Annotated in this window: 23 protein-coding genes; 10 read left to right on the top strand and 13 right to left on the bottom strand. The window is 68.3% G+C overall.

Annotated features, from left to right (window positions below; all coding sequences use genetic code 11):
- Nucleotides 1-91 precede the first annotated feature (91 nt).
- The gene (locus tag VF643_RS03695; protein ID WP_331042022.1) at nt 92-328 is read left to right on the top strand and encodes a DUF6894 family protein; all 237 of its coding nucleotides are present in this window, start codon (nt 92-94) and stop codon (nt 326-328) included.
- 214 nt (nt 329-542) lie between these two features.
- Here the strand turns inward: VF643_RS03695 and VF643_RS03690 are convergent, their stop codons facing one another.
- The 5 genes from VF643_RS03690 to rpmF form a co-directional block, all read right to left on the bottom strand.
- The gene (locus VF643_RS03690) at nt 543-914 is read right to left on the bottom strand and encodes a MerR family transcriptional regulator (protein ID WP_331042021.1); all 372 of its coding nucleotides are present in this window, start codon (nt 912-914) and stop codon (nt 543-545) included.
- A 2-nt stretch (nt 915-916) separates the two neighbouring features.
- A complete protein-coding gene (locus tag VF643_RS03685) occupies nt 917-1,216 on the bottom strand; it encodes an integration host factor subunit alpha (protein WP_331042020.1) in 300 nt (99 codons plus the stop codon).
- Between the two features lie 69 nt (nt 1,217-1,285).
- Nucleotides 1,286-2,260, bottom strand: a complete 975-nt coding sequence (locus tag VF643_RS03680) for a beta-ketoacyl-ACP synthase III (RefSeq protein WP_331042019.1) — start codon at nt 2,258-2,260, stop codon at nt 1,286-1,288.
- The gene (gene plsX / locus VF643_RS03675) at nt 2,257-3,357 is read right to left on the bottom strand and encodes a phosphate acyltransferase PlsX (RefSeq protein WP_331042018.1); all 1,101 of its coding nucleotides are present in this window, start codon (nt 3,355-3,357) and stop codon (nt 2,257-2,259) included. The genes VF643_RS03680 and plsX overlap by 4 nt, the downstream gene beginning before the upstream one ends.
- A 36-nt stretch (nt 3,358-3,393) precedes the next feature.
- Nucleotides 3,394-3,573 (bottom strand): 50S ribosomal protein L32, encoded by a 180-nt coding sequence (gene rpmF / locus VF643_RS03670; protein ID WP_331042017.1) that lies wholly within the window; start codon nt 3,571-3,573, stop codon nt 3,394-3,396.
- 180 nt (nt 3,574-3,753) lie between these two features.
- Between rpmF and VF643_RS03665 the strand changes: the two genes are divergently transcribed.
- Both VF643_RS03665 and VF643_RS03660 read left to right on the top strand, forming a co-directional pair.
- Nucleotides 3,754-4,191 (top strand): MAPEG family protein, encoded by a 438-nt coding sequence (locus VF643_RS03665; RefSeq protein WP_331042016.1) that lies wholly within the window; start codon nt 3,754-3,756, stop codon nt 4,189-4,191.
- Entirely contained in the window at nt 4,188-5,807 is a 1,620-nt protein-coding gene (locus VF643_RS03660; RefSeq protein WP_331042015.1) for a M28 family peptidase, read from the top strand. Before VF643_RS03665 ends, VF643_RS03660 begins: the two co-directional genes overlap by 4 nt.
- Before the next feature lie 17 nt (nt 5,808-5,824).
- Here VF643_RS03660 and VF643_RS03655 read toward each other — a convergent pair whose 3' ends face one another.
- The 5 genes from VF643_RS03655 to VF643_RS03635 all read right to left on the bottom strand — a co-directional run bounded on the left by VF643_RS03655 (nt 5,825) and on the right by VF643_RS03635 (nt 10,831).
- The gene (locus VF643_RS03655; protein ID WP_331042014.1) at nt 5,825-6,091 is read right to left on the bottom strand and encodes a DUF2312 domain-containing protein; all 267 of its coding nucleotides are present in this window, start codon (nt 6,089-6,091) and stop codon (nt 5,825-5,827) included.
- Nucleotides 6,092-6,219: 128 nt separating this feature from the next.
- Nucleotides 6,220-7,533: an amidohydrolase family protein gene (locus VF643_RS03650; protein WP_331042013.1), complete on the bottom strand. Its 1,314-nt coding sequence runs from the start codon at nt 7,531-7,533 to the stop codon at nt 6,220-6,222.
- Between the two features lie 69 nt (nt 7,534-7,602).
- The gene (gene nudC, locus VF643_RS03645; protein ID WP_331042012.1) at nt 7,603-8,463 is read right to left on the bottom strand and encodes an NAD(+) diphosphatase; all 861 of its coding nucleotides are present in this window, start codon (nt 8,461-8,463) and stop codon (nt 7,603-7,605) included.
- Nucleotides 8,460-9,824 (bottom strand): serine hydrolase domain-containing protein, encoded by a 1,365-nt coding sequence (locus VF643_RS03640; protein ID WP_331042011.1) that lies wholly within the window; start codon nt 9,822-9,824, stop codon nt 8,460-8,462. Before VF643_RS03640 ends, nudC begins: the two co-directional genes overlap by 4 nt.
- Complete coding sequence (locus tag VF643_RS03635; RefSeq protein ID WP_331042030.1) at nt 9,821-10,831, bottom strand: A/G-specific adenine glycosylase; 1,011 nt, start codon at nt 10,829-10,831, stop codon at nt 9,821-9,823. The genes VF643_RS03640 and VF643_RS03635 overlap by 4 nt, the downstream gene beginning before the upstream one ends.
- 59 nt (nt 10,832-10,890) lie before the next feature.
- Between VF643_RS03635 and VF643_RS03630 the strand changes: the two genes are divergently transcribed.
- The 5 genes from VF643_RS03630 to VF643_RS03610 all read left to right on the top strand — a co-directional run bounded on the left by VF643_RS03630 (nt 10,891) and on the right by VF643_RS03610 (nt 15,685).
- A complete protein-coding gene (locus VF643_RS03630) occupies nt 10,891-11,403 on the top strand; it encodes a DUF721 domain-containing protein (RefSeq protein ID WP_331042010.1) in 513 nt (170 codons plus the stop codon).
- Between the two features lie 2 nt (nt 11,404-11,405).
- Nucleotides 11,406-12,071 (top strand): DsbA family protein, encoded by a 666-nt coding sequence (locus tag VF643_RS03625; protein WP_331042009.1) that lies wholly within the window; start codon nt 11,406-11,408, stop codon nt 12,069-12,071.
- Nucleotides 12,072-12,088: 17 nt separating this feature from the next.
- Nucleotides 12,089-12,817: a DsbA family protein gene (locus VF643_RS03620; protein ID WP_331042008.1), complete on the top strand. Its 729-nt coding sequence runs from the start codon at nt 12,089-12,091 to the stop codon at nt 12,815-12,817.
- Nucleotides 12,818-12,872: 55 nt separating this feature from the next.
- Nucleotides 12,873-14,132: a putative DNA modification/repair radical SAM protein gene (locus tag VF643_RS03615; RefSeq protein WP_331042007.1), complete on the top strand. Its 1,260-nt coding sequence runs from the start codon at nt 12,873-12,875 to the stop codon at nt 14,130-14,132.
- A 152-nt stretch (nt 14,133-14,284) separates the two neighbouring features.
- Nucleotides 14,285-15,685 (top strand): UdgX family uracil-DNA binding protein, encoded by a 1,401-nt coding sequence (locus tag VF643_RS03610; protein ID WP_331042006.1) that lies wholly within the window; start codon nt 14,285-14,287, stop codon nt 15,683-15,685.
- A 60-nt stretch (nt 15,686-15,745) separates the two neighbouring features.
- Here the strand turns inward: VF643_RS03610 and VF643_RS03605 are convergent, their stop codons facing one another.
- Nucleotides 15,746-16,225 carry a helix-turn-helix domain-containing protein gene (locus VF643_RS03605; RefSeq protein ID WP_331042005.1) on the bottom strand — a complete coding sequence of 160 codons (480 nt, stop codon included), beginning with the start codon at nt 16,223-16,225 and terminating at the stop codon, nt 15,746-15,748.
- A gap of 137 nt (nt 16,226-16,362) precedes the next feature.
- On the opposite strand from VF643_RS03605, the gene VF643_RS03600 reads away from it, so the two are divergent.
- Together VF643_RS03600 and VF643_RS03595 are read left to right on the top strand one after the other, a co-directional pair.
- Nucleotides 16,363-16,716: a CC_3452 family protein gene (locus VF643_RS03600; RefSeq protein ID WP_331042004.1), complete on the top strand. Its 354-nt coding sequence runs from the start codon at nt 16,363-16,365 to the stop codon at nt 16,714-16,716.
- Between the two features lie 48 nt (nt 16,717-16,764).
- On the top strand, nt 16,765-18,864 hold the full coding sequence (locus VF643_RS03595) for a bifunctional (p)ppGpp synthetase/guanosine-3',5'-bis(diphosphate) 3'-pyrophosphohydrolase (protein WP_331042003.1): 2,100 nt from the start codon (nt 16,765-16,767) through the stop codon (nt 18,862-18,864).
- Between the two features lie 162 nt (nt 18,865-19,026).
- On the opposite strand, the gene VF643_RS03590 is transcribed toward VF643_RS03595, so the two are convergent.
- Both VF643_RS03590 and VF643_RS03585 read right to left on the bottom strand, forming a co-directional pair.
- Nucleotides 19,027-20,418 carry a M20/M25/M40 family metallo-hydrolase gene (locus tag VF643_RS03590; protein ID WP_331042002.1) on the bottom strand — a complete coding sequence of 464 codons (1,392 nt, stop codon included), beginning with the start codon at nt 20,416-20,418 and terminating at the stop codon, nt 19,027-19,029.
- 54 nt (nt 20,419-20,472) lie between these two features.
- Entirely contained in the window at nt 20,473-21,399 is a 927-nt protein-coding gene (locus VF643_RS03585; RefSeq protein WP_331042001.1) for a retroviral-like aspartic protease family protein, read from the bottom strand.
- Nucleotides 21,400-21,590: the final 191 nt, after the last annotated feature.

Raw genomic sequence — 21,590 nt, 5'->3', positions numbered from 1 at the left:
GATGGGCTACGCCGAGCTATCGTCGAGCTTGATCCGGGCCTCGATGGCTGAGAGACGCCCCGCGCTCCCGCCCCGAAGCGTGGAGCAGAGCATGGCGCGGTATTTCCTGAACATCTATGACGATCTGATCGTCCTCGATGAGGAGGGGGTCGAACTGCCGAATCTGGAGGCGGCACGGCTCCAGGCACTGCACGGCGCGCGCGATTTGATGGTCGAGCAGGTGCGCCACGGATATATCGTGCTGTCGCACTGGATCGACGTCGTCGACGAAAGTGGGACGGTCGTCCTCCGTCTGCCCTTCAGGGACGCGATCGACATCAAGGATTGAGGTAGCGAACGAGCCTTCGCTAAAGTCGTTCGCGACCAAGTTGATACGCGATAGCCCCTCCCCTTCAGGGGAGGGGTTGGGGTGGGGCGTTTCCGCAGGCTATGTCGCGCGTGGAGAGGCCCCACCCCCAGCCCAGTGCCGGGTTGGTCAGGCCCCCGGCCTGACGACCCGGCACTCCTAAAGGGGAGGGGAGAGCAATCCGGTAGCAAACGACTTAATCCTCCGCCAGCGCCGCCGCCAGCAAGGCCCGGATCGCGCGCAACGCCTGCATCGCCCCCGGCGCCTCCTCCGGCGCCGGAACGCCCACCCGTCCCGGCGCTTCGCTCGCCAGCACCTGCTGCACCCCGCGCACGGTATAGCCTTCGCGGTTCAGCAGCGTGTCGATCCGCCTGACCAGCGCGACGTCCTCGGCGCGGTAATAGCGCCGGTTGCCCGCGCGCTGGAGCGGACGCAGCTGGGGAAAGCGCGTCTCCCAATAGCGCAGCACGTGCTGCGGCAGGCCGGTGTCGCGCGCCAGTTCGCCGATCGTCCGGAACGCACCCTCCGCTTTGGCTTCCGCCTTTGTGCGGGGCCGGTCCGGCGGCATGGTCAGCCTGCGGTGACGATGCGTTCGCGCATCATCTGGCTGGCGCGAAACGTCAGCACGCGGCGCGGCGCGATCGGCACCTCGATCCCGGTCTTGGGGTTGCGCCCGACGCGCTCGCCCTTGTCGCGCAGCACGAAGGTGCCGAAGCCGGAGATCTTCACATTCTCGCCGCGCGAAAGCGCCGCGCACATCTCGTGCAGGATCTGCTCGACGATCTTGCTCGATTCCGCGCGCGACAAGCCGATCTCGCTGTGCAGCGCCTCGGCCAGGTCGGCTCGTGTCAGTGTTCCGGCAACTTCCATCGTGTCGCTCCCCCCAAAGCAAGTGCCTGCTATCACAAGAAACCCGAAAACCAAATACGTTGATCCGGATCACATGCGGATGACGGCCGCACCCCAGGTGAATCCGCCGCCCATCGCTTCCAGCACCACCAGATGGCCGCGCTTGATCCGCCCATCACGGGTCGCGACATCCAGCGCCAGCGGCACCGACGCGGCCGATGTATTGGCATGCTGGTCGACCGTAACGACGACGCGATCCGGGCTCAGCCCCAGCTTGCGCGCGGTCGCATCCAGGATGCGTGCATTCGCCTGATGCGGCACCACCCAATCGACGTCCGCGGTCGTCAGCCCCGCCAGGTCCAGGCTCTCGCCCATCACCGCCGACAGGTTCGTCACCGCGTGCCGAAACACCTCGCGCCCCTTCATCCGCAGCTTACCGACCGTGCCCGTCGTCGATGGTCCGCCATCGACATAGAGCAGGTCGTTGTGCCGCCCGTCGGCATGCAGCCGCGTCGCCAGGACGCCGCGCGCGTCCGCCGGCGTGTCGTCGCTGTCGTGCGCCTCCAGCACGATCGCGCCCGCGCCGTCGCCGAACAGCACGCAAGTCGCGCGGTCTTCCCAGTCGAGGATGCGGCTGAAGGTCTCGGCGCCGATCACCAGGGCGCGCTTGTGGATGCCGGTGCGCAGCATCGCATCGGCGACCTGCACCGCATAGAGAAACCCCGAACACACCGCCGCCACGTCGAACGCGACGCAATCGCCGATCTCCAGCAGCGCCTGCACCTTGGTCGCGGTCGCGGGAAAGGTCTGGTCCGGGGTCGCGGTCGCCAGCACGATCAGGTCGATGTCGGTCGGCACCAGCCCCGCCGCCGCGATCGCGGCGCGGGCCGCATCGGCGCCCAGCGTCCCCGTGGTCTCGCCCGGTCCGGCGATATGGCGAAAGCGGATGCCGGTGCGCTCGACGATCCACGCGTCGCTGGTATCCACCGTTTCCGCGAGTTCGGCATTCGACACCCGGCGCACCGGCAGCGCGGAGCCGGTGCCGGTCAGGACCGAACGGATCATGCCGCCTGTCCGTTCGTGGGGTGGCCGTTCGTGGGGTGGCCGTTCGTAGGGTGGCCGTTCGCGGCCTGGCCGTTGGCGGCGTCGATCGCCGACAGATCCTGCGCGATTTTGCGGGTCAGGTCGGCGCGCACCATCTTGGCGGCATTGCCGATCGCGGTCGCGACGCCCAATTCGGTCGCGCCGCCGTGGCTCTTCACGACGATGCCGTTCAGCCCCAGGAAGACCGCGCCGTTGTGGACGTTGGGGTCCAGGTGGTGGCGCAGCAATTCGGTCGCGGGGCGCGAGATGAGGAAGCCAATCTTGGAGCGCACCGAACTGGAAAAGGCGCGCTTGAGCAGATCGGCGACGAAGCGCGCGGTGCCCTCGGCCGTTTTCAGCGCGATATTGCCCGCAAAGCCGTCGCACACGATCACGTCGACATCGCCACGCGCCAGCCGGTCGCCCTCGACGAAACCGGTGAACACCAGCGGCAGGCCGGTCGCCGCCTTCAGCGCGGCGGCGGCATCGCGGATTTCCTCGGTGCCCTTCTGATCCTCGGTGCCGATGTTGAGCAGCGCGACCCGCGGCCGCTCCAGGTCCATCAGCGCGCGCGCATAACAGGCGCCCATCACCGCGAACTGGACCAGGTTCTTCGCCGCGACCTCGGTGTTGGCGCCCAGGTCCAGCATGATGACGTCGTTGGCGCCCAGCGTGGGCAGCGGCGCGGCCAGCGCGGGCCGGTCGATGCCCGGCAGCGTGCGCAGCGCCAGCTTGGCCATCGCCATCAGCGCGCCGGTGTTGCCCGAAGACACCGCGGCCGCGGCCCGCCCCTGCTTCACCAGGTCGATCGCCACCCCCATCGACGTCGTCTTGGCGCGCCGGATCGCCTGGCTCGGCTTCTCGGCGGATCCCACGACGTCCGCGACATGGACGACCTCTGCATTGGCGGTCAGATTGGGGTGGGTCTTCAGGCTGTCGCGAATCGCGGGTTCGTCGCCGACCAGCAGGAAGCGCATGCCCTCGAATCGCCGCCGCGCCTGCGCGACGCCCGCCATCATCACTTCCAGCCCCTTGTCACCGCCCATCGCATCGACGGCGATCCAGGAGTTTTCGGACATCGGGCAGCAGGCTTTCGTAACAGACGCGTGAGAGTCTTATGCCTCGACGGAAACGATCTCGCGGCCGTTATAATGCCCGCAGGAATTGCACAGATTGTGCGGACGCTTCAGCTCGCCGCAATTCGGGCATTCCTGGAACGATGCGACGACCAGCGAATCGTGGCCGCGACGCATGCCGCGCTTGGAGGGGGAAGTCTTTCTTTTGGGGACGGCCATCTCGGCACCTTACTCTTGATCTGCAGGTCCGATACGTATCAACCCAACACATCGCGGCCTGCCGGCAAGGGAAGGCCGCGACCTATCGGCCGGACGCATCGCGAAGTTCCGCGCCTATAGCGATTTGCGCAGGTGTTGCAAGCATGGCAGGTGAGGCACGCCACCCCAAGGAGTCCGCCGATGATCCTGCCGATCACGCTCACCATCGCCGCCGCGCTTGCCATCATCAACGTCTGGCTGGCCATCCGCGTCGTGCGCCTGCGGTTCAGCGGCCCGACCCCGATCGGCACCGGCGGCAATCCGGTACTGGAAACGCGGATGCGGGCGCAGGCGAATCTGGTCGAATATGCGCCCTTCTTCCTCATCCTGCTCGCGCTGATCGAACTGGCCGGCGGTTCGCCGACCTGGGCATGGATCGCCGGCATCGGCTTCGTGTTCGCCCGGATCGCGCATCCGCTGGGCATGGACCGCACCGGTGCCAACCCCTTGCGCGCCGGCGGCGCGGTCGCGACCTGGGTGCTGCTCCTGCTGATGAGCGGCTGGGCGCTGGCCATCGCCTACGCCGCGCGTCCTGCCGACGGGGCGATCGTCGTCACGCCGGTGAGCGCACGCGCATGAAGCGGCTGCTCCTCGCGCTCGCGCTGCTCGCCACGCCCGCCGCGGCGCAGACCGACCCGCAGCGGCTGTCCGACGACGTCCGCACCCTGGCCTCCGACGCCTTCGGTGGCCGCGCGCCGGGGACACCTGGCGAAACCAAGACCGTCGACTGGCTCGTCGCGCGGTTCAAGGCGCTCGGCCTCCAGCCCGGTGGCCGCGACGACAGCTGGACGCAAGCCGTGCCGCTGGTCCGCACGAAGCTGGGCGCCGGCACGATGACCGCGGGCGGCGCGCCGCTGGTTCAGGGGCGGGACGTGTACGTCAGCACCGTGCGCCCCGTGGATCGCGCCGTCGTCGCCGCCGCGACGATGATCTTCGTCGGCTACGGCGTCACCGCGCCCGAACGCGGCTGGGACGATTTCAAGGGCGTCGATCTCAAGGGCAAGGTCGCGGTGTTCCTCGTCAACGACCCCGATTTCGAGGCGCAGGCGGCGGACGATGCCAAGGGCAAATTCGGCGACCGCCGGATGACCTATTACGGCCGCTGGACCTACAAGTTCGAAGAAGCCGCGCGGCGCGGCGCGATCGCCGCGCTGATCGTCCACGACACGCCGGGCGCGGGCTATGGCTGGAGCACCGTGATCGCGCCGCAGGGCGAGAATTACGACATCGTGCGCAAGCCCGGCGACACCCGCGTTCTCCTCCAGGGCTGGCTCGAAGGCACCGCCGCCACCCGCCTGTTCGCCGCCGCCGGTCAGGATCTCGCGGCCCTGCGCCGTGCCGCCCGCCGCAGCGACTTCCAACCCGTCGCGCTGAACGGCCAGACCTTCGCCGCCGACCTGGCCGTCGATCACCAGCAAGCCGAAAGCCGCAACGTCCTGGCGAAAATTCCGGGCCGCAAGCACCCCGACGAGGTGGTGATGTTCGGCGCGCATTGGGACGCCCATGGCGCAGGCACGCCCGACGCGCAGGGCCGCGCAATCCGCCCCGGTGCCAACGACGACGCGCTGGGCACCGCCGGCGTGCTCGATCTCGCCCGTCAGTTCGCGCGCGGACCCCGGCCCGACCGCACCCTCGTCTTCGCTTTGTGGACCGGGGAGGAGCGCGGGCTGCTCGGCTCGGAGACCTATGGCGTCGATCCGATCTATCCGGCGAGCAAGACGGTCGCCAACCTCACCCTGGATATCCTCCAGACTGCGGGGCCGGCGCGCGACGTGATGCTCGTCGGCGCCGGCCAGAACGACATCGAGGACATGCTCGCCGCCGCCGCCCGTGCGCAGGGCCGCGGCGTCACGCCCGAAGCGCTGCCCGAACGCGGCCTGTTCTACCGCGCCGACCATTTCAGCCTCGCGCGGCGCGGCGTGCCGACGCTGTTGCTGATGGCGATCAGCGGCGCACCCGATCTCGTCGCCGGCGGCCGCCCTGCGGGTCAGGCGTGGCTCGACGGTTACATGCGCTGCTACCACCAGACCTGCGACGCCTGGGACGCGACGTGGGACTTGCGCGGCGCGGCGCAGGACATCGACCTGTTCCACGCCATCGGATCGCGGCTGGCGACGACGCGCGCCTGGCCGCAGTGGCGCGAAGCCTCGGAGTTTCGCGCGCTCCGGGCAGAGACGGCGGGCGATCGCAGATAGCGCCGCCCGCCGGCTTCTCAGATCATCCCCAGCGCCTGCATATACACCTCCAGGATCGCCTCCTCCTCCTGATATTCTTCCTTCTTCTTCTTGCGGATGGACAGGATCTTGCGGATCGCCTTGGGGTCGTAGCCGCGGCCCTTGGCCTCGGCCATCACGTCCTTGATGTCGTCCGCGATCCCCTTTTTCTCCTCTTCCAGCCGCTCGGCGCGCTCGATCAGCAGGCGCAGTTCGTCCGCCGCGACCTTGCCGCCGCCCATGCCTTCGCCCCGTTCCTCGGCCATCGTCCAGTCCTTCGAAATAAGCGCCGCGCAAGCCCGCTCCGCGACGATTCGCGCAGCAGGCAGCGGCTGAGTTAACCCTGTGAGGGTGCGGCGGCGCGTCTAGGCTGCGCGCCGCGCCGGCTCAAGTGCTACCGGGCGAGCGGCTTGGCAATCACCCCGCGGTGCATGACGAAATCGACGTGTTCCAGCCGCGTCACATCATCGAGCGGCGAGCCGCGGACGGCGATGATGTCTGCGGTCTTGCCCGGCTGGATCGTGCCGACGTCGTCGCGCCCCAGCAGGTCGGCGGCCGATACCGTCGCCGAGCGAATCGCCTGCGCGGGTGTCATCCCCGCCGCGACCATCAGCGCGAATTCCTTGGCATTGTCGCCGTGCTTCGACACGCCGCTGTCGGTGCCGAACGCGACCTTCACCCCCGCGGCGAACGCCTTGCGGTGGCTCGACGTGGCCGCGGCGGCAGCGGCTTCGGCCTTGGGGATCGTATTGGCGGGAAGCTGCCCGCCGCGTGCCTGCGCCAGTGCGGCCACGGGCGCGATCATCGTCGGCACCAGATACGCACCCTTGGCCTTGAACAGCCGGATCGCCTCGTCGTCCAGGAAGGTGCCGTGATCGATCGAATCGACCCCCGCCTCCAGCGCCGCCTTCGTGCCCTCGGCGGCATGGCTGTGCGCGGCGACCTTGCGGCCGAAGCCATGCGCGGTATCGATGATCGCCTGCATTTCTTGCGGAGTCATCGCCCGGCCCAGCCCGCCCGCGACGTTCGACAGCACCCCGCCCGTCGCCATGAACTTGATGACCTGCGCGCCCAGCCCGATCTGCGCGCGCACCGCACGGCGACAATCGTCGGGGCCGTCGCAGGTGTTGAGCTGGTGCGCATGCACCGCCTCCGCCCAGGTTTCGGCCAGACCATTGGCGCCGTCACCGTGCCCGCCGGTGATCGTGATGCCACGCCCCGCCTGGACGATCGTCGGCCCCTCGACATCGCCGCGCGCGATGCCCTGCGCCAGCGCCCGCATGCCGCGCGGACTGCCGCCCAGATCACGCACCGTCGTGAAGCCGGCGTTCAGCGTCACCCGCGCGTTGACGATCGCCTGGAGCATCGTATCCTCGTCGTCGGTGGTCAGCGCCCCCAGCCGCGCCCGCATCGGATCGCCGCCGATGCCCCACAGGTGGACGTGCATGTCGATCAGCCCCGGCAGGACGAATTCGGATTTCAGGTCGATCAGCGCGGCCCCCGCCTCGGGCGCGACCAGGCCGTCGCGGACCTCGGCGATTTTGCCGTCGCGGACCACGATGGTGCTCGCCCCGCGCGGCGGCTGGCCCGGCCGGTCGAGCAACGCGCCGGCGTGGATATACGTGACCTTTACCACCGCCGGCGCGGTCTGCGCGGCTGCGGGCAGGGCGGCGGTGAGCAGAAGTGCGGCGAGCGCGGATCGTAGCATTGGTCAGGCCCCTGTCGTTTCTTGGATGGTGTAGCGCCGGCGGGAAGAAGCGCCAGCGCGGGGAAACGGCTATCCCTGCTCCGCCCAGGCCGTCAGCAGAGTATGCGCGATCGCATAGCGCGGCGGGGGCAGGAACGGGCCGTCCCCGCCCGCCAGCACGCGCTGCACCACATCGCGCGGCACCCAGATCGCATCCTCCAGCTCGTTGGTGTCGAGCGTGATCGCGTCGGCTTCGGCGGTCGCGACGCACGCGATCATCAGCGACGACGGGAACGGCCACGGCTGGCTGGCGACATAACGGACGTCGCGCACCGCCACCCCGGCCTCCTCGCCGATCTCGCGCGCCACCGCCTCCTCGATCGATTCACCCGGCTCCAGGAACCCGGCGAGCGCCGAATAGCGCCCCTGCGGCCACGCCGGCTGCCGCCCGAGCAGTGCGCGCCCGTCATGCTCGGCGATCATGATGACGACCGGATCGGTGCGCGGGAAATGCTCGGTCGCACACCCCTCGCATCGCCGCCCCCAGCCGGCCCGGAACAGCGCCGTCGCGTGGCCGCAGTTCGCGCAGAACCCGTGCCGCGCATGCCAGTCGAGCACCGCGCGCGCCGCCGCATAGGTCGCCGCCTCCCCCGCCGCCAGCGAATCGAGCATCGCGAACAGCGTGGGCGATCGTGCGGCGGGTGCAGGTGCGCCGGTCAGCGCCGCGAAGCACGGCCGCCCGCCGTCCAGCCCGAGCAGGACGAGTTCGGCGTCCTCGGGCGCATCGGCCAGCGTCGTCCAGCCGAGCCGCCCGTCGTCGGTCACCTCGGGCACATAATCGCGCAGCGTCAGCAGCCGTGCGCGCCAGTCCCCCATCGCCGCCGCCAGCGCCTGGGGATCGTGCCGCAGCCGGTCGGCACGGTCGAGCGTGCCCCCCGTGAAGCCGATCATCGCGCCGTGAACCGGCCTGCATCCTTCGCCAGCGCCGCCGGTATCTCGGCGCGCGTGGGCCAGCGTTCGGCGGGGAAGTAATTGACCATCACCGTGCCGCGCATCCGCCGCCCCCGATCGACCCAGGCGATCGTTCCGGCCGCGCCGCCCCAGCCATAGGTGCCCTTGCCCGATCCCCCCGGCCGATCGACGAGATACACCGATCCGCCGGCGCCGAAGCCCAGTGCGGCTGCCTGCGTGCCCCCGGTGCCGCCGCCGATGCCGGTGAAGAAGACGCCTTGCGGCAACAGGTTCGACATCGCGAGACGCGCGGTCTCCGCCTTCATCACCCGCGCCCCGTCAAGCTGCCCCTCGTTCTGCAGCATGTGGAGGAACCGGTCATAATCGCGCGCCGACATCACCAGGCCTGCGCCGCCATAGGGAAAGCTCGGTGCATCGAGGAAGGTCGAGGTCGCCGCCGGATCGAGCGGTATCAGCCGGTCGCCGACGAAGGTGTAGTTGGTCGCCAGCCACGCCTGCCGATCGCGCGGCACCTGCCAATAGCTGTGGTTCATCTTGAGCGGGGTGAAGATCCGCGTCTGCACGAAACGCTCGAACGACATGCCGCTCGCCTTCTCGATCACCGCGCCCATCAGGTCGAGGCCGATCGAATAGCTCCATTTCGTCCCCGGATCGGCGATCAGCGGCAGCGTCGCGACCCGCGCGGCAAAGGCCTGGAGCGAGGTCGGGCGCACCTTGCGCGCCTGTGCCTCGACAGCCACGTTGACCGTGCCCGGCAGAATCCCCAGCCGCTCATATTCCTTCAGCAGCGGCCCCTTGGTGACGATGTTGTAGCCCAGCCCCGCGGTATGGGTCAGCAGGTGGCGGATCGTGATCGGCCGCGCCGCCGGACGGCTGGCAAGCGAGCCGTCCGGGTCGGTCAGCACCGTCATCCGGCGGAACGCGGGAAGGAAGTCGGCGATCGGCTGGTCCAGCGCCATCTTGCCGTCCTCGACCAGCATCATCGCGGCCATGCCGGTGACCGGCTTGGTCATCGAATACACCCGCCACAGCGTGTCCGCATCGGCGGCGCGCTGGCCGGGTTCCAGCCCCTGCCTTCCTGCGGTCACGAATTGCGTGGGCAGATCGCCCACACCGAACGCACCGACGATGCCGGGCATCTTGGCCGATCGGACATAGCCGTCGAACAGCGCCTGGGTAGCGGGCAGGAGCGTCGATCCGGATATGGCGACGGGTGGGCTGGCGGGTTTCGGCGGATCGCCCTGGACGGTCATCGGTGGACGGCGCTGCGCCTGTCCGATCGCCACCGTCGCCGCCAGTGCCATCACGGCCGTGGCGGCCAGTCGATATGCTGTCCTCATGCGTCGCTCCTTATCGCCTGCGCGGCCTTGGCGAATACCGTCGGCAGCCCCGCTTGCGCCAACGTCGCGATCCGCCACCACAGTTCGTCCGGGGCGGGTGTGTGCGCCTCCACCTGCGCGACCGCAAGCGCGAGATCGAGGTCGAAATGCGTGAATCCGTGGCGCACGCCCCCGTCGATCAGGCGCCAGTCGGCCTGCCCCGGCGCGCCGTCCAGCCCCGGCGGCGCCTCCGCCCACGGCCCGGTCGGCAGCGCACGCATGCCACCCAGCAGCCCCTTCGCCGGCCGCCGGACGAGCAGTACCTCCCCCGACCGTTCGAGCCAGAAGATCGTGCCGTAACGCTGCGGCTTGGCCTTTTTCGCGGCCCGCGCCGGAAAGGCTTCGGGCCTGCCGGTGGCGAAGCCTGCGCAGACCTCACGGAGCGGACAGAGCAGGCATTTCGGCGCCCGCACCGTGCAGATCGCGCTGCCCAGGTCCATCATGCCCTGGGCGAAGTCGCCCGCGCGCAGGTCGGGCGTGATCGCATCGGCAGCGGCGCGGATCGCGGGGCGCGCGGCGGGCAGCGGCGTGGCAATCGCGAACACCCGCGCCACCACCCGCTCGACATTGGCATCGACCACCACCGCGCGCTCCCCGAACGCGATCGCCGCCACCGCCGCGGCGGTATAGGCGCCCAGTCCCGGCAAATTGCGCAGCGCCGCCTCGGTCCGCGGAAACGCTCCGCCATGCTCGGCCACCACCGCCTTGGCCGCGGCCAGCAGATTGCGCGCGCGCGCATAATAGCCCAGCCCTGCCCAGGCAGCCATGACGTCGGTATCCTCGGCGGCGGCCAGCGCGGCAAAGGTCGGCCAGCGCGCGACCCACGATTCGAACCGCGGCCGCACCGCCGCGACCGTCGTCTGCTGGAGCATGACCTCCGACAGCCACACACGATACGGGTCCGCCACCTCCCCCGGCTTCGCGCGCCACGGCAGGTCGCGCCGGTGCGCATCATACCAGTGCAACAGCCGATCCGACGTTGAAGAGCGCTTTGCGTCCACCCATTCGCTATGGCATGGCAGCGCGCATGAGCAAGCGGCCGAGCGCCCCTAAAGACGAACCTGTGCGCGCCAACCGTTCGCGCGCGGTGTCCGAACTGCTGCCCGCGATCAGCGGCGCGGCGTTCCGGCGATTCGGCTTCGTGCAGAGCGCGATCGTCAGCCGCTGGCCGGAGATCGTGGGGGAACGATATGCCGCCGCCAGCCACCCCGAATCGATCCGCTTTCCGATGGGCAAGAAGCAGGACGGCATCCTGACTTTGGTCGTGCGCGGCGCCTTCGCCCCGATGATGCAGCACATCACGCCCGAGATCGCGGAGCGGGTGAACCGCTTCTTCGGCTATACCGCGGTGGCGCGCATCGTCATCCGCCAGGGCGAAATCGCCAGGCGCGAGCCGCGCCGTGCGCCGCCGTCGATTCGCGTCGTGCCGCAGGAACTCGGCGACAGCCTGAAGACGATCGCCGATCCCGAACTGAAGGCCGTGCTCGAATCGCTCGCGGCCGGCGTCGCCGCGTCCAGCGGACTGCCCCGGATCGGATGACGATGCGCACCCTGCTCGCTCTCGCCGCAATCCTGCTGTCCGGCGCCGCGCGCCCGCGCGACTGGACCGCGACCGTCACGGCCACTCCCGCCGGCGCCTATGTCCTGGGCAATCCGCAGGCACGGGTGAAGCTCGTCGAATATGCCAGCTACACCTGCAACCATTGCGCGGCCTTCTCGCGCGAATCGGATGCGGTGCTCAAAGGGCGGATGATCCGCTCCGGCTCGACCAGCCTGGAGGTGCGCCATATCGTGCGCGACAGCCTCGATCTCTCCGCCGCCATCCTTGCGCGCTGCACGGGGCGGCAGCGGTTCTTCGCCACGTCCGCCGCGATCTTCGCCGCGCAGGACGATTGGCTCGCCCGTGGCGCGCAATTCCAGCAGCTGAACGGCAGCCACCTGGCGCTGTATTCGCAGACCGATCAGCTCCGCGTGCTCGCCGACGGATCGGGGCTGACCGCGCTGGTGAAGGCGCGCGGTCTCTCCGAACCCGCGGTGGCGGCGTGCTTTGCCGACGATGCCGGGATCGCCAGGATCACCGCAATGACCGCCGCCGCGCCCCGCGACATTCCCGGCACGCCCACTTTCTATATCAACGGCCGCATCGTGCCGCGCACCGCATCGTGGAGCGCGCTGGAACCCGCGCTACGTACCGCCGGCGCCAAATGATCTTTCGGAGTGAAGCCATGAAGTCCGTGCTGAAGTTCCTTGCCCCCACGCTGGCGCTCGCGGCTTGTTCCGGCGGCGACGGCGGCAACGTCACGTCCGCCGCGCCGGTGGCCGCGGTGACCGCACCCGCCAACCAGCCATGGGCGGAGACGGTGGCCAAGACCGACGAGGGCTACCTGCTCGGCAACCCGGACGCGCCGGTCAAGCTCGTCGAATATGGCGCGCGGCTGTGCCCGGCGTGCAAGGGCTTTGCCACCACCGGCTTCGAACCGCTCATCAAGAACTACGTTTCGACCGGCAAGGTCAGCTTCGAATTTCGCGACTTCCTCATCCACGGCCCCGCCGAACTCGGGCTTGCCGCGCTCGCGCGCTGCGCGGACAAGGCGGCGTTCTTCGTGGTGCTCGAACAGACCTATGCCAATCAGGACGCGCTCAACCAGGCGATGATGGCGGTCAGCCCGGCGCAGCAGCAAGCGCTTCAGAGCCGCGCCCCCACAGATGCGGTCACCGGCTGGACCGAGGCGATCGGCGGCATCGACTTCATGAAGCAGCGCGGCCTTCCCGATGCCAAGGCCCGCGCCTGCCTGGCCGATCAGAAGACGCTCGACGCGATCACCAAGGTCACCCAGGATCGCGGCGCCGACGGCACGGTGACGGGCACGCCGACTCTGCTGGTCAACGGCAACAAGATCGACGGCATCAGCTGGCCCGACGTCGAAAAGGCGTTGAAGGCGGCCGGAGCCTGACGCCCAGCCTGCGGCGACCCTTGCCGATCCGCGGCCGGGAACGTATATCGAACACATGGCCCAGCTGGATACCCGTAAGAAGCTGGAAATCCTCGCGGATGCCGCCAAATATGACGCCTCATGCGCCTCGTCGGGCACTGCAAAGCGCAACTCGCGCGATGGCAAGGGAATCGGCTCGACCGAGGGGATGGGCATCTGCCATGCCTATGCCCCCGATGGCCGCTGCATCTCGCTGCTCAAGATCCTGCTGACCAACAGCTGCATCTTCGATTGCCATTATTGCATCAACCGCAAAAGCTCGAACGTCCGCCGCGCGCGCTTCACGCCGCAGGAGATCGTGAACCTCACGCTCAGCTTCTACCGCCGCAATTATATCGAGGGGCTGTTCCTCTCCTCGGGCATCATCGCCTCGTCCAACTATACGATGGAGCAACTGGTCGAGGTCGCGCGGTCGCTGCGCGAGGATCATCATTTCCGCGGCTATATCCACCTCAAGACGATTCCCGATGCCGATCCGGAACTCGTTCATCAGGCGGGCCTCTACGCCGATCGCATCTCGATCAACGTCGAACTGCCGACCGTCGGCGGTCTGAAGCGCCTGGCCCCGGAGAAGGACGCGATCCGCATCGAAAACGCGATGGGGGAGGCGAAGACCGCGATCCTCGATGGCAAGGACGCGACCAAGCGCTACAAATCGGCCCCAAAGTTTGCGCCCGCCGGGCAATCGACCCAGATGATCGTCGGCGCGGATGCGGCGACCGATGGCGACATCGTGCGCAAGGCGTCGTCGCTCTACGATCGCTTCGGCCTGCGCCGCGTCTATTATTCCGCCTTCAGCCCGATTCCGGACGCCAGCGCGGTGCTGCCGCTCCAGCGCCCGCCGCTGATGCGCGAACACCGGCTCTATCAGTCCGACTGGCTGATGCGCTTCTACGATTATCAGCCGCATGAAGTCGTCGCCGCGGCCGACGACGCCACCGGCATGTTGCCGCTCGATATCGACCCCAAACTAGCCTGGGCGCTGAAGTTTCGCGCGCATTTCCCCGTCGACGTCAACCGTGCCCCGCGCGAGATGCTGCTGCGGGTGCCGGGTCTCGGGGTGAAGGCGGTGGACGCGATCCTCACCAGCCGCCGCTGGCGCCGCCTGCGCCTGGATGACGTCGCCCGGCTGACCGTGTCGGTCGCCAAGGTCCGCCCGTTCCTGATCGCCGACGACTGGCGCCCGATCGCGCTGTCGGACAAGGCCGAGTTACGGGCCGAACTCCGCCCGCTGGTCGCGCCCAAGAAGCAGCAACTGGAATTGTTCGCGGCGTGATTGCGGGCGCGTCATTCCTCCCCGGCACGGGGAGGGGGACCGTTCGCGAAGCGAATGGTGGAGGGGCCTTTCCGCGCGCGCCCCGCCTGCTGCACGCCCCCTCCACCAGCCTGCGACTGGTCCCCCTCCCCGTGCCGGGGAGGAATTAGATCATGCGCGTCGTCACCCTCCCCCAGCCCGACGATTTCGACGCATGGCGCGACGCCGCCCGCGCGCTCTTCTCCGACGCGACCCCGCCGGAGAACGTCATATGGCAAGTCGGCGATGCCCCCACCGACCTGTTCGCCGCGGATGAACCCACCCCGCCGCCACCACCCGGACCCGCCTTCACCGTGCCGCGCGCCTTCCTCGACCTGGCGCGCAGCGTCGTGCTGTCGCGCGAGCCGGAGCGGTTCGCGCTCCTCTACACCCTGCTCGCACGCCTGCGCTTCGAGCCGCGCCTGATCGACGACCGCGCCGACCCTCTGGTCCGCAAGCTCGATCGTTTCGCCAAGGATGTCCGCCGCGACATCCACAAGATGCGCGCCTTCCTGCGGTTCCGGGAAGCGCCCGACGGCGACACCACCCGCTACGTCGCCTGGTTCGAACCCGATCACCATATCGTCCGCGCCAACGCCGCCTTCTTCGTCAACCGCTTTGCCAGCATGCGCTGGTCGATCCTGACCCCCGACGTATCGCTCCACTGGGATGGCGCCGTGCTGAGCGAAGGGCCGGGCGCGACCAAGGCCGATGCGCCCGAGGGCGATCCCGTCGAAGAGGTATGGAAGACCTATTACGCCAGCGTCTTCAATCCCGCGCGGGTGAAGATCGGCGCGATGTTGAAGGAAATGCCCCGCAAATATTGGAAAAACATGCCCGAAACCGCGTTGGTGCCGGCGCTGATCGCCGGCGCGCAGGCACGGGAATCGGGCATGATCGCCAAAGCGCGCGAAGACATCGGCGGCAACAGCCAGATCGCGTGGGAGGCGCTGCGCGACGAGGCGAAGGGCTGCACCCGCTGTCCGCTCTACAAGCCCGCGACGCAGACGGTGTTCGGCGAAGGGCCGGTGGACGCCGCGATGATGTTCGTCGGCGAACAGCCCGGCGACCAGGAGGATCTGGCGGGCCGTCCCTTCGTCGGTCCCGCAGGCCAGCTTTTCGACCGCGCGCTCGGCGTCGCGGGCGTCGATCGCTCACGCACCTACGTCACCAATGCGGTGAAGCACTTCAAGTTCGAACAGCGCGGCAAACGCCGCATCCACGCCAAACCCGGCGCCGGCGAGATCGAGGCGTGTCGCTGGTGGATCGAACAGGAACGGATGCTCGTCCGCCCGCAGGTCACCGTCGCGCTCGGCGCCACCGCGGCGCGCTCGCTGTTCGGCCGGGTCGTCACCATCGGCCGCGAACGCGGGCACCCGATGACCCTGCCGGACGACCAAGGCGACGGCGGCGGCACCGCCTGGATCACCGTCCACCCCAGCTACCTGCTCCGCCTGCCCGACAAGGCACAAGCCGAGGACGAGTTCGCGCGCTTCGTCGAAGATCTGCGTGGCGCATGGGCCACGATCGGTTGAACGGCGCCGGTCGCGGCCGTGTTTGCCCGCGTCGTAAGCGATTCGCGGGAAGATAGCGGGTCACGCCGCCGCCTGCGCCTGATCCTCGTCGCGCGCCACGTCGCCGGGCAATGCCCAGATCAGGTCGTGCTTGCCCAGCACGCGCCCGTCGTGGGACAGTACCGACACCTGCTGGATCGGCCGGCGATCGCGTTCGTCGACCAGGATGGGAAAGGCGGGAACACACGTCTCCCATCGCTCGCCCCATTGGCGCAGCGCGACCATCGTCGGCAGCAGCGCGAAACCCTTGTCGGTCAGCGCATACGCAATCTTGCGGCGATCCGCGGCGATCGTCTCGCGCTTCATGATGCCGTGTTCGACAAGGCGCCCGAGCCGGTTTGCCAGGATGTTGCGCGCGATGCCGAGTTCGGACTGGAACTCCTCGAAATGATGCAGGCCGTTGAACGACGCGCGCAGGATCAGGAACGACCAGCGCTCACCCATCGACTCCAGCGCCGCGGGCAGGCTGCATTCCATCAGCGGTTCGCGCAATTTGCCCATCAATCATCCTCTTGGCCGCTAACGCGCCAGCGTAACCCACTTCGCCTGACCGGCCCAAATAAATATACGTTTCTAGTTGCAACTGGAAACCTATTCCGTTAGGTAGCGTTCAGCAACCTAGTTTCAGGAGGAACGTCATGAAGATCGTCTCGAACGCCGCCACTGGCTCGATGATCGCCGCCGCCCTCTTCGCCTCGGCCACCCTGTTCGGCGCAACGGCCGCCCACGCGCAGGCTGGCGCCTATTATGTCGCCACCCCCGTCGCGGCCCCGGCGAAGCCGGTCATCACGCGGTCGACCTCGTGGCAAATCCAGGGTGCGTCGCTCGTCGCCGCCCAGGCGCCCGAGCGCCCTGCGATCCTGTGCCAGCTGGTCGCCGATCGCGCCGGCCCGCTCGCCGGCTTCTCGGTCGCCGGCAAGCCGCTCGATGCCGATGCGCTCGCCAAGTGCAACGCCAAGGTCGCCGGCCGGGTCGCGGTCGCCGCGAAGTAAATCAGGAAATTGTTGCATTGCCGCGGCACGCCGCCCCATTGAGGGGACGTGCTGCGGCAATATGAACTGGTCGATCGGGTTCTAGACTACGATCCGGAAGCCGACGAGGCGTTGCTGAACCGCGCCTACGTCTTTTCGATGCACGCCCACGGTTCCCAGAAGCGCGCGTCCGGCGATCCGTATTTCAGCCACCCGATCGAGGTGGCCGGAATCCTCACCGACCTCCACCTCGATGACGAGACGATCGCCACCGCGATACTGCACGACACCATCGAGGATACCGTCGCCACGCCGGAGGAGATCGCGCGGCTGTTCGGCCCCGCCGTCGCGCGCCTGGTCGATGGCGTCACCAAGCTCAGCAAGATCGAGGCGCAGACCGAGACGGCGCGCGCCGCGGAGAATCTGCGCAAGTTCCTGCTGGCGATGTCGGACGACATCCGCGTGCTGCTGGTCAAGCTGGCCGACCGGCTCCACAACATGCGCACGCTGCATCACATCGCGAAGCCCGAAAAGCGCCGCCGCATCGCGCGCGAGACGATGGACATCTACGCGCCGCTCGCGGAGCGGATCGGCATGTACGAGTTCATGAAGGAGATGCAGACGCTCGCCTTTCAGCAGATCGAGCCGGAGGCGTATGAATCGATCAGCCGCCGCCTCGAACAGCTGAAGATCGGCGGGGGCGACAAGATCGCCATGATCGCCTCCGGCCTCACGCTGCTGCTGACCCGCGCCGGGGTCGATGCGCAGGTCGAGGGGCGCGAGAAACATCCCTATTCGATCTGGCGCAAGATGGCCGAGCGCCACATCAGCTTCGAACAATTGTCCGACGTCATGGCGTTTCGCGCGATCGTTCCCACGGTCGAGGATTGCTACCGCGCGATGGGGCTGATCCACCGGCGCTGGCCGATGGTGCCGGGACGGTTCAAGGATTACATCTCCACCCCCAAGCGCAACGGCTATCGCTCGCTGCACACATCGGTGATCCACGCCGGCAATGCGCGGATCGAAATCCAGATCCGCACGCCCGAGATGCACGCGGAAGCGGAGTTCGGCGTCGCGGCCCACTGGGCCTATAAGGACAAGGTGAAGGCCGGGAACCAGACCAGCTGGATTCGCGACCTCGTCGAAATCCTCGATACCGCGGCCTCGCCCGAGGAACTGCTCGAACACACGCGCATGGCGATGTATCAGGATCGCATCTTCGCCTTCACCCCCAAGGGCGAATTGATCCAATTGCCCAAGGGCGCGACCCCGGTGGACTTCGCTTACGGCGTCCACACCGATCTCGGCGATCAGGCGGTCGGCGCCAAGATAAACGGCCGGGTGGTGCCGCTGAAAACGATCATCGAAAACGGCGACCAGGTACAGATCCTGCGATCCAAGGGGCAGACGCCCCAGCCCAACTGGCTGAACTTCGCAATTACGGGCAAGGCGCTGGCCTCGATCCGCCGCCACCTGCGCCATACCGAGCGCGACGAGCAGTTGAAGCTCGGACGCAAGCTCCTGGACGACATCGTCCACCGCCTGCCCGCGCAGATCGGCGCCGACGCGCTGGCGCATGCGCTCCAGCGGCTGAAACTGCCCGACGAACCCGCGCTGCTGATCGCCATCGCGCGGCGGACGCTATCGGATGCGCAGGTCATGGAGTCGCTGATGCCCGGCGCGGCCGGGGGCGATGTCGGCCATGCGCTGGCACCGCAGAAGAGCGCGATCTCGATCCGCGGGCTGACCGCCGGGGTCGCCTATGACCTCGCGCAATGCTGCCACCCCGTGCCCGGCGACCGGATCGTCGGGCTCAGGCGCCCCGATGCGGGGATCGAGGTCCATGTCATCACCTGCGCGGTCCTGTCCGAACTCGCCGAGCGGGCGGAAAGCGAGACCGACTGGGTCGACGTGTCCTGGGGCGAGACCGAGGGGGCCGTCGCGCGCATCTCGATCGAGGTCCGCAACGAACCCGGCGCACTCGGTGTGATCGCCACTGTGATCGGCGCGCACAAGGCCAACATCATCAACCTGCGGCTCGACAATCGCGACACCGGTTTCCACACCAACACGATCGACGTCGAGGTCCACGATCTGCCGCAGCTGATGCGGCTGATGGCAGGATTGAGGGCCGCCGACGCGGTGAACGCGGTCGAACGCGTTTAGGGCGTGATGACTTGACGTCCTGAGGAGCCGCTGAGCGAAGTCGAAGCGGCGTCTCGAAGGACAGGTGAGACCCACTGTCCTTCGAGACGGGCCTTCGCCTGCGCTCAGTCCCTCCTCAGGACGAACGGATCAGGTTCAAGCATCACGCGCTTGCCCCTCGCGCTATCCCGCATAAGCCTTCACCAGATCGAAGAGATAGTCCCGGCCGTCATAGAGCGATTTCACGCGGATGCGTTCGTTCAGTCCGTGGATGCCACCCATGTCCTTGTCGATAAAGATGCCCGGCGCGCCATAGACGGGCATGCCGATGCCGCCAAAGAACACCCCGTCCGTCGCCCCCGTCGACATCAGCGGCACCAGCGGCAGGCCCGGAAAATGCTTTGCGGCCAACGCCTTCATCGGCCCGATGATCTTGGGGTCCAGCGTCGGCGGAACCGCGGTCGGGCGCACCGGCTGGTTGGCGGTCACCTTTACCTTCGGCCCGGCCAGCCGCTGGAGCTGCGCGAGCGTGGCGTCGACCGTCTCGCCGGGAAAGATGCGGCAATTGACGTTGGCGGCCGCCTTCTGCGGCAGCGCGTTCTCGGCATGGCCGGCGTTCAGCAGCGTCGCGACGCAGGTCGTGCGCAACGTCGAATGCAGCGTCGCATCGCGGCTGACGATCGCATCGGCCTGCGCGTCCTGCGGATTGGCGAGCAGCCTCGCGACCGCCTCCTGCGCCTGCGGCGGCATCGTCGCCGCGCTCGCCTTGAAGAACGCCCGCGTGGTGTCGGTGAAGCGCGCCGGGAAGTCGTATCCCTGCACCGCCTTCACCGCGTCGGCGAGTTCGTAGATCGCGTTGTCGGGTTTGGGCACCGAACTGTGCCCGCCGGCGTTGGTCGCAGTGAGAGTATAATTCTGCGCCGCCTTCTCGCCGACCTGGACCGCGAGCAACTTCCTCGTGCCGTCCTGTTCGGTGCGCCCGCCGCCACCTTCGTTCAGCGCGAATTCGGCGTCGATCAGGTCGCGCCTGTTCGCCACCAGCCACTGCGCGCCGTTCCACGCGAAGGTCGTTTCCTCGCCGCAGGTCAGCGCCAGCTTGATCGTGCGCCTGGGCGGCTTTCCCGCCTGCTTCAGCCGGATCAGCGTATCCGCCCACACCGCGGCCATCGCCTTGTCGTCGACGGTGCCGCGCGCGTAATAATAGCCGTCTTCCTCGACCAGCTTGAACGGATCGCGTGCCCAGTCGGCGCGCTTGGCCTCGACCACATCGAGATGGCCGAGCAGCAGCACCGGTTTCGCCTGAGCATCCGCGCCCTTCAGCACCGCGACGATGCCGCCCTCCTTGGGATGCTCGGGCACCGAAAACGGCACGATGTCGGCATCGGCGAAGCCCGCCGCTTTCAGCCGTGCGCCGATCTGCGCCGCCGCCTGGGTACAGCTTCCCGCCGACAGCGTCGTGTCGGTCTCGACCAGTTCCTTATAAAGCCCGAAGAACGCCTGCTGATCGGGTCGCGCCTGCGCATGTGCCACGCACGGCATCGCCGCCGCCGCCATCCCCAACATCCATCCGCGCATCACCGTCTCCAACCCGTTTGCCCGCAGCGTAACGCCTGCACGGCGGCTGGCAACTCAGTTGGCGGTTCGCATGTTGCGCGGTTTGCGCAGGCGCACCTCGCGATTGACGAAATCTATATCTACCCGGCGGAAGAGTCTCAGCGCGTCCATCCCCAGCAGCATCGCGGGCCGCTCGACCAGCCCGAACTTGGCGAACGGAGCGGCATCGGCAAAGGCGACGGGCAGATTGTCGAAGACGATGTCGCCCAGGGAAACGCGCCCGATCTGCGTATAGCCCGCCTGCAACGTCTCTCCGGTCACGCTGACCAGCTCAATCGGCTTGTCGCGCTTGCGATCCGCGCGCGCCAGGCGTTCGCGCAGCGCCGCATTGCCCATGCTGACGACGGAGCCGGTATCCAGGATCACCCGCACCGTCTGCCCGCGATAGCGCGCGTCGGTCACCACCAATTGCCCGAAGACCGATCGCGCGCGCACCACGATCTCGTCGCTGGCCGCCGGCGGCGACCGCCGCTTGATCGACGGGGTGACCGTCATCGTCTGCGTGTCGAAGTCGATCGTCACCTTGCGCCCCTGCAACGTGTCGAGCCCCAGGATGCCCAGCGCGCCGAGGTCCACCGCGGACAGCGCCGGCGCCTCGATCCGCGGTTGGCCGGTCGCGGTGAGCGCACCGACGCTGAGCGAGGGGATGATGACCGTGCCCACCGACGTCGTCCCCGTCATCGCGGTCAGCCGGACGACCCGCCCCGGCGGCAGGCGCAGCTTGCGCGCGAGTTCGTGGCTGACGACGGTGCGCTCCGCCCCCGTATCGACGATGAAGCGGAACGGTCCCGCCCCCGCCAGCGACACGGGCACCGTCATCCGCGTCAGATCGGTGACGAAGGCGATTTCCTGGGCCAGCGGGTCGATCGGATCGACGCCAACAGGCGCGTCCTGCGCCGAAGCGGCGGATAAGGGCAAGGCCAGGACAACCCACCAACGCATGGCCCGACATGCGCCCGATCCGGACATAAGGCAAGCGATCCCCTTGTCCTCTCCGAGCTTGCTCGGAGTGTCGGGTTGAACTGCCCCCGGCAGTTCAAGATCATGCCGGGGGCATGATCGACCCGACGCTGGGGACCGCCGCCGAAGGCGGTGGTGGAGGGGCAGTCCCAGGTAGTTCGGCCGGTGGGGCT

It is taken from the genome of Sphingomonas sp., assembly GCF_036387595.1.
Lineage (GTDB): Bacteria > Pseudomonadota > Alphaproteobacteria > Sphingomonadales > Sphingomonadaceae > Sphingomonas.
The sequence above is the reverse complement of the archived record's forward strand: the minus strand, read 5'-3'. Positions and strand labels throughout refer to the sequence as shown.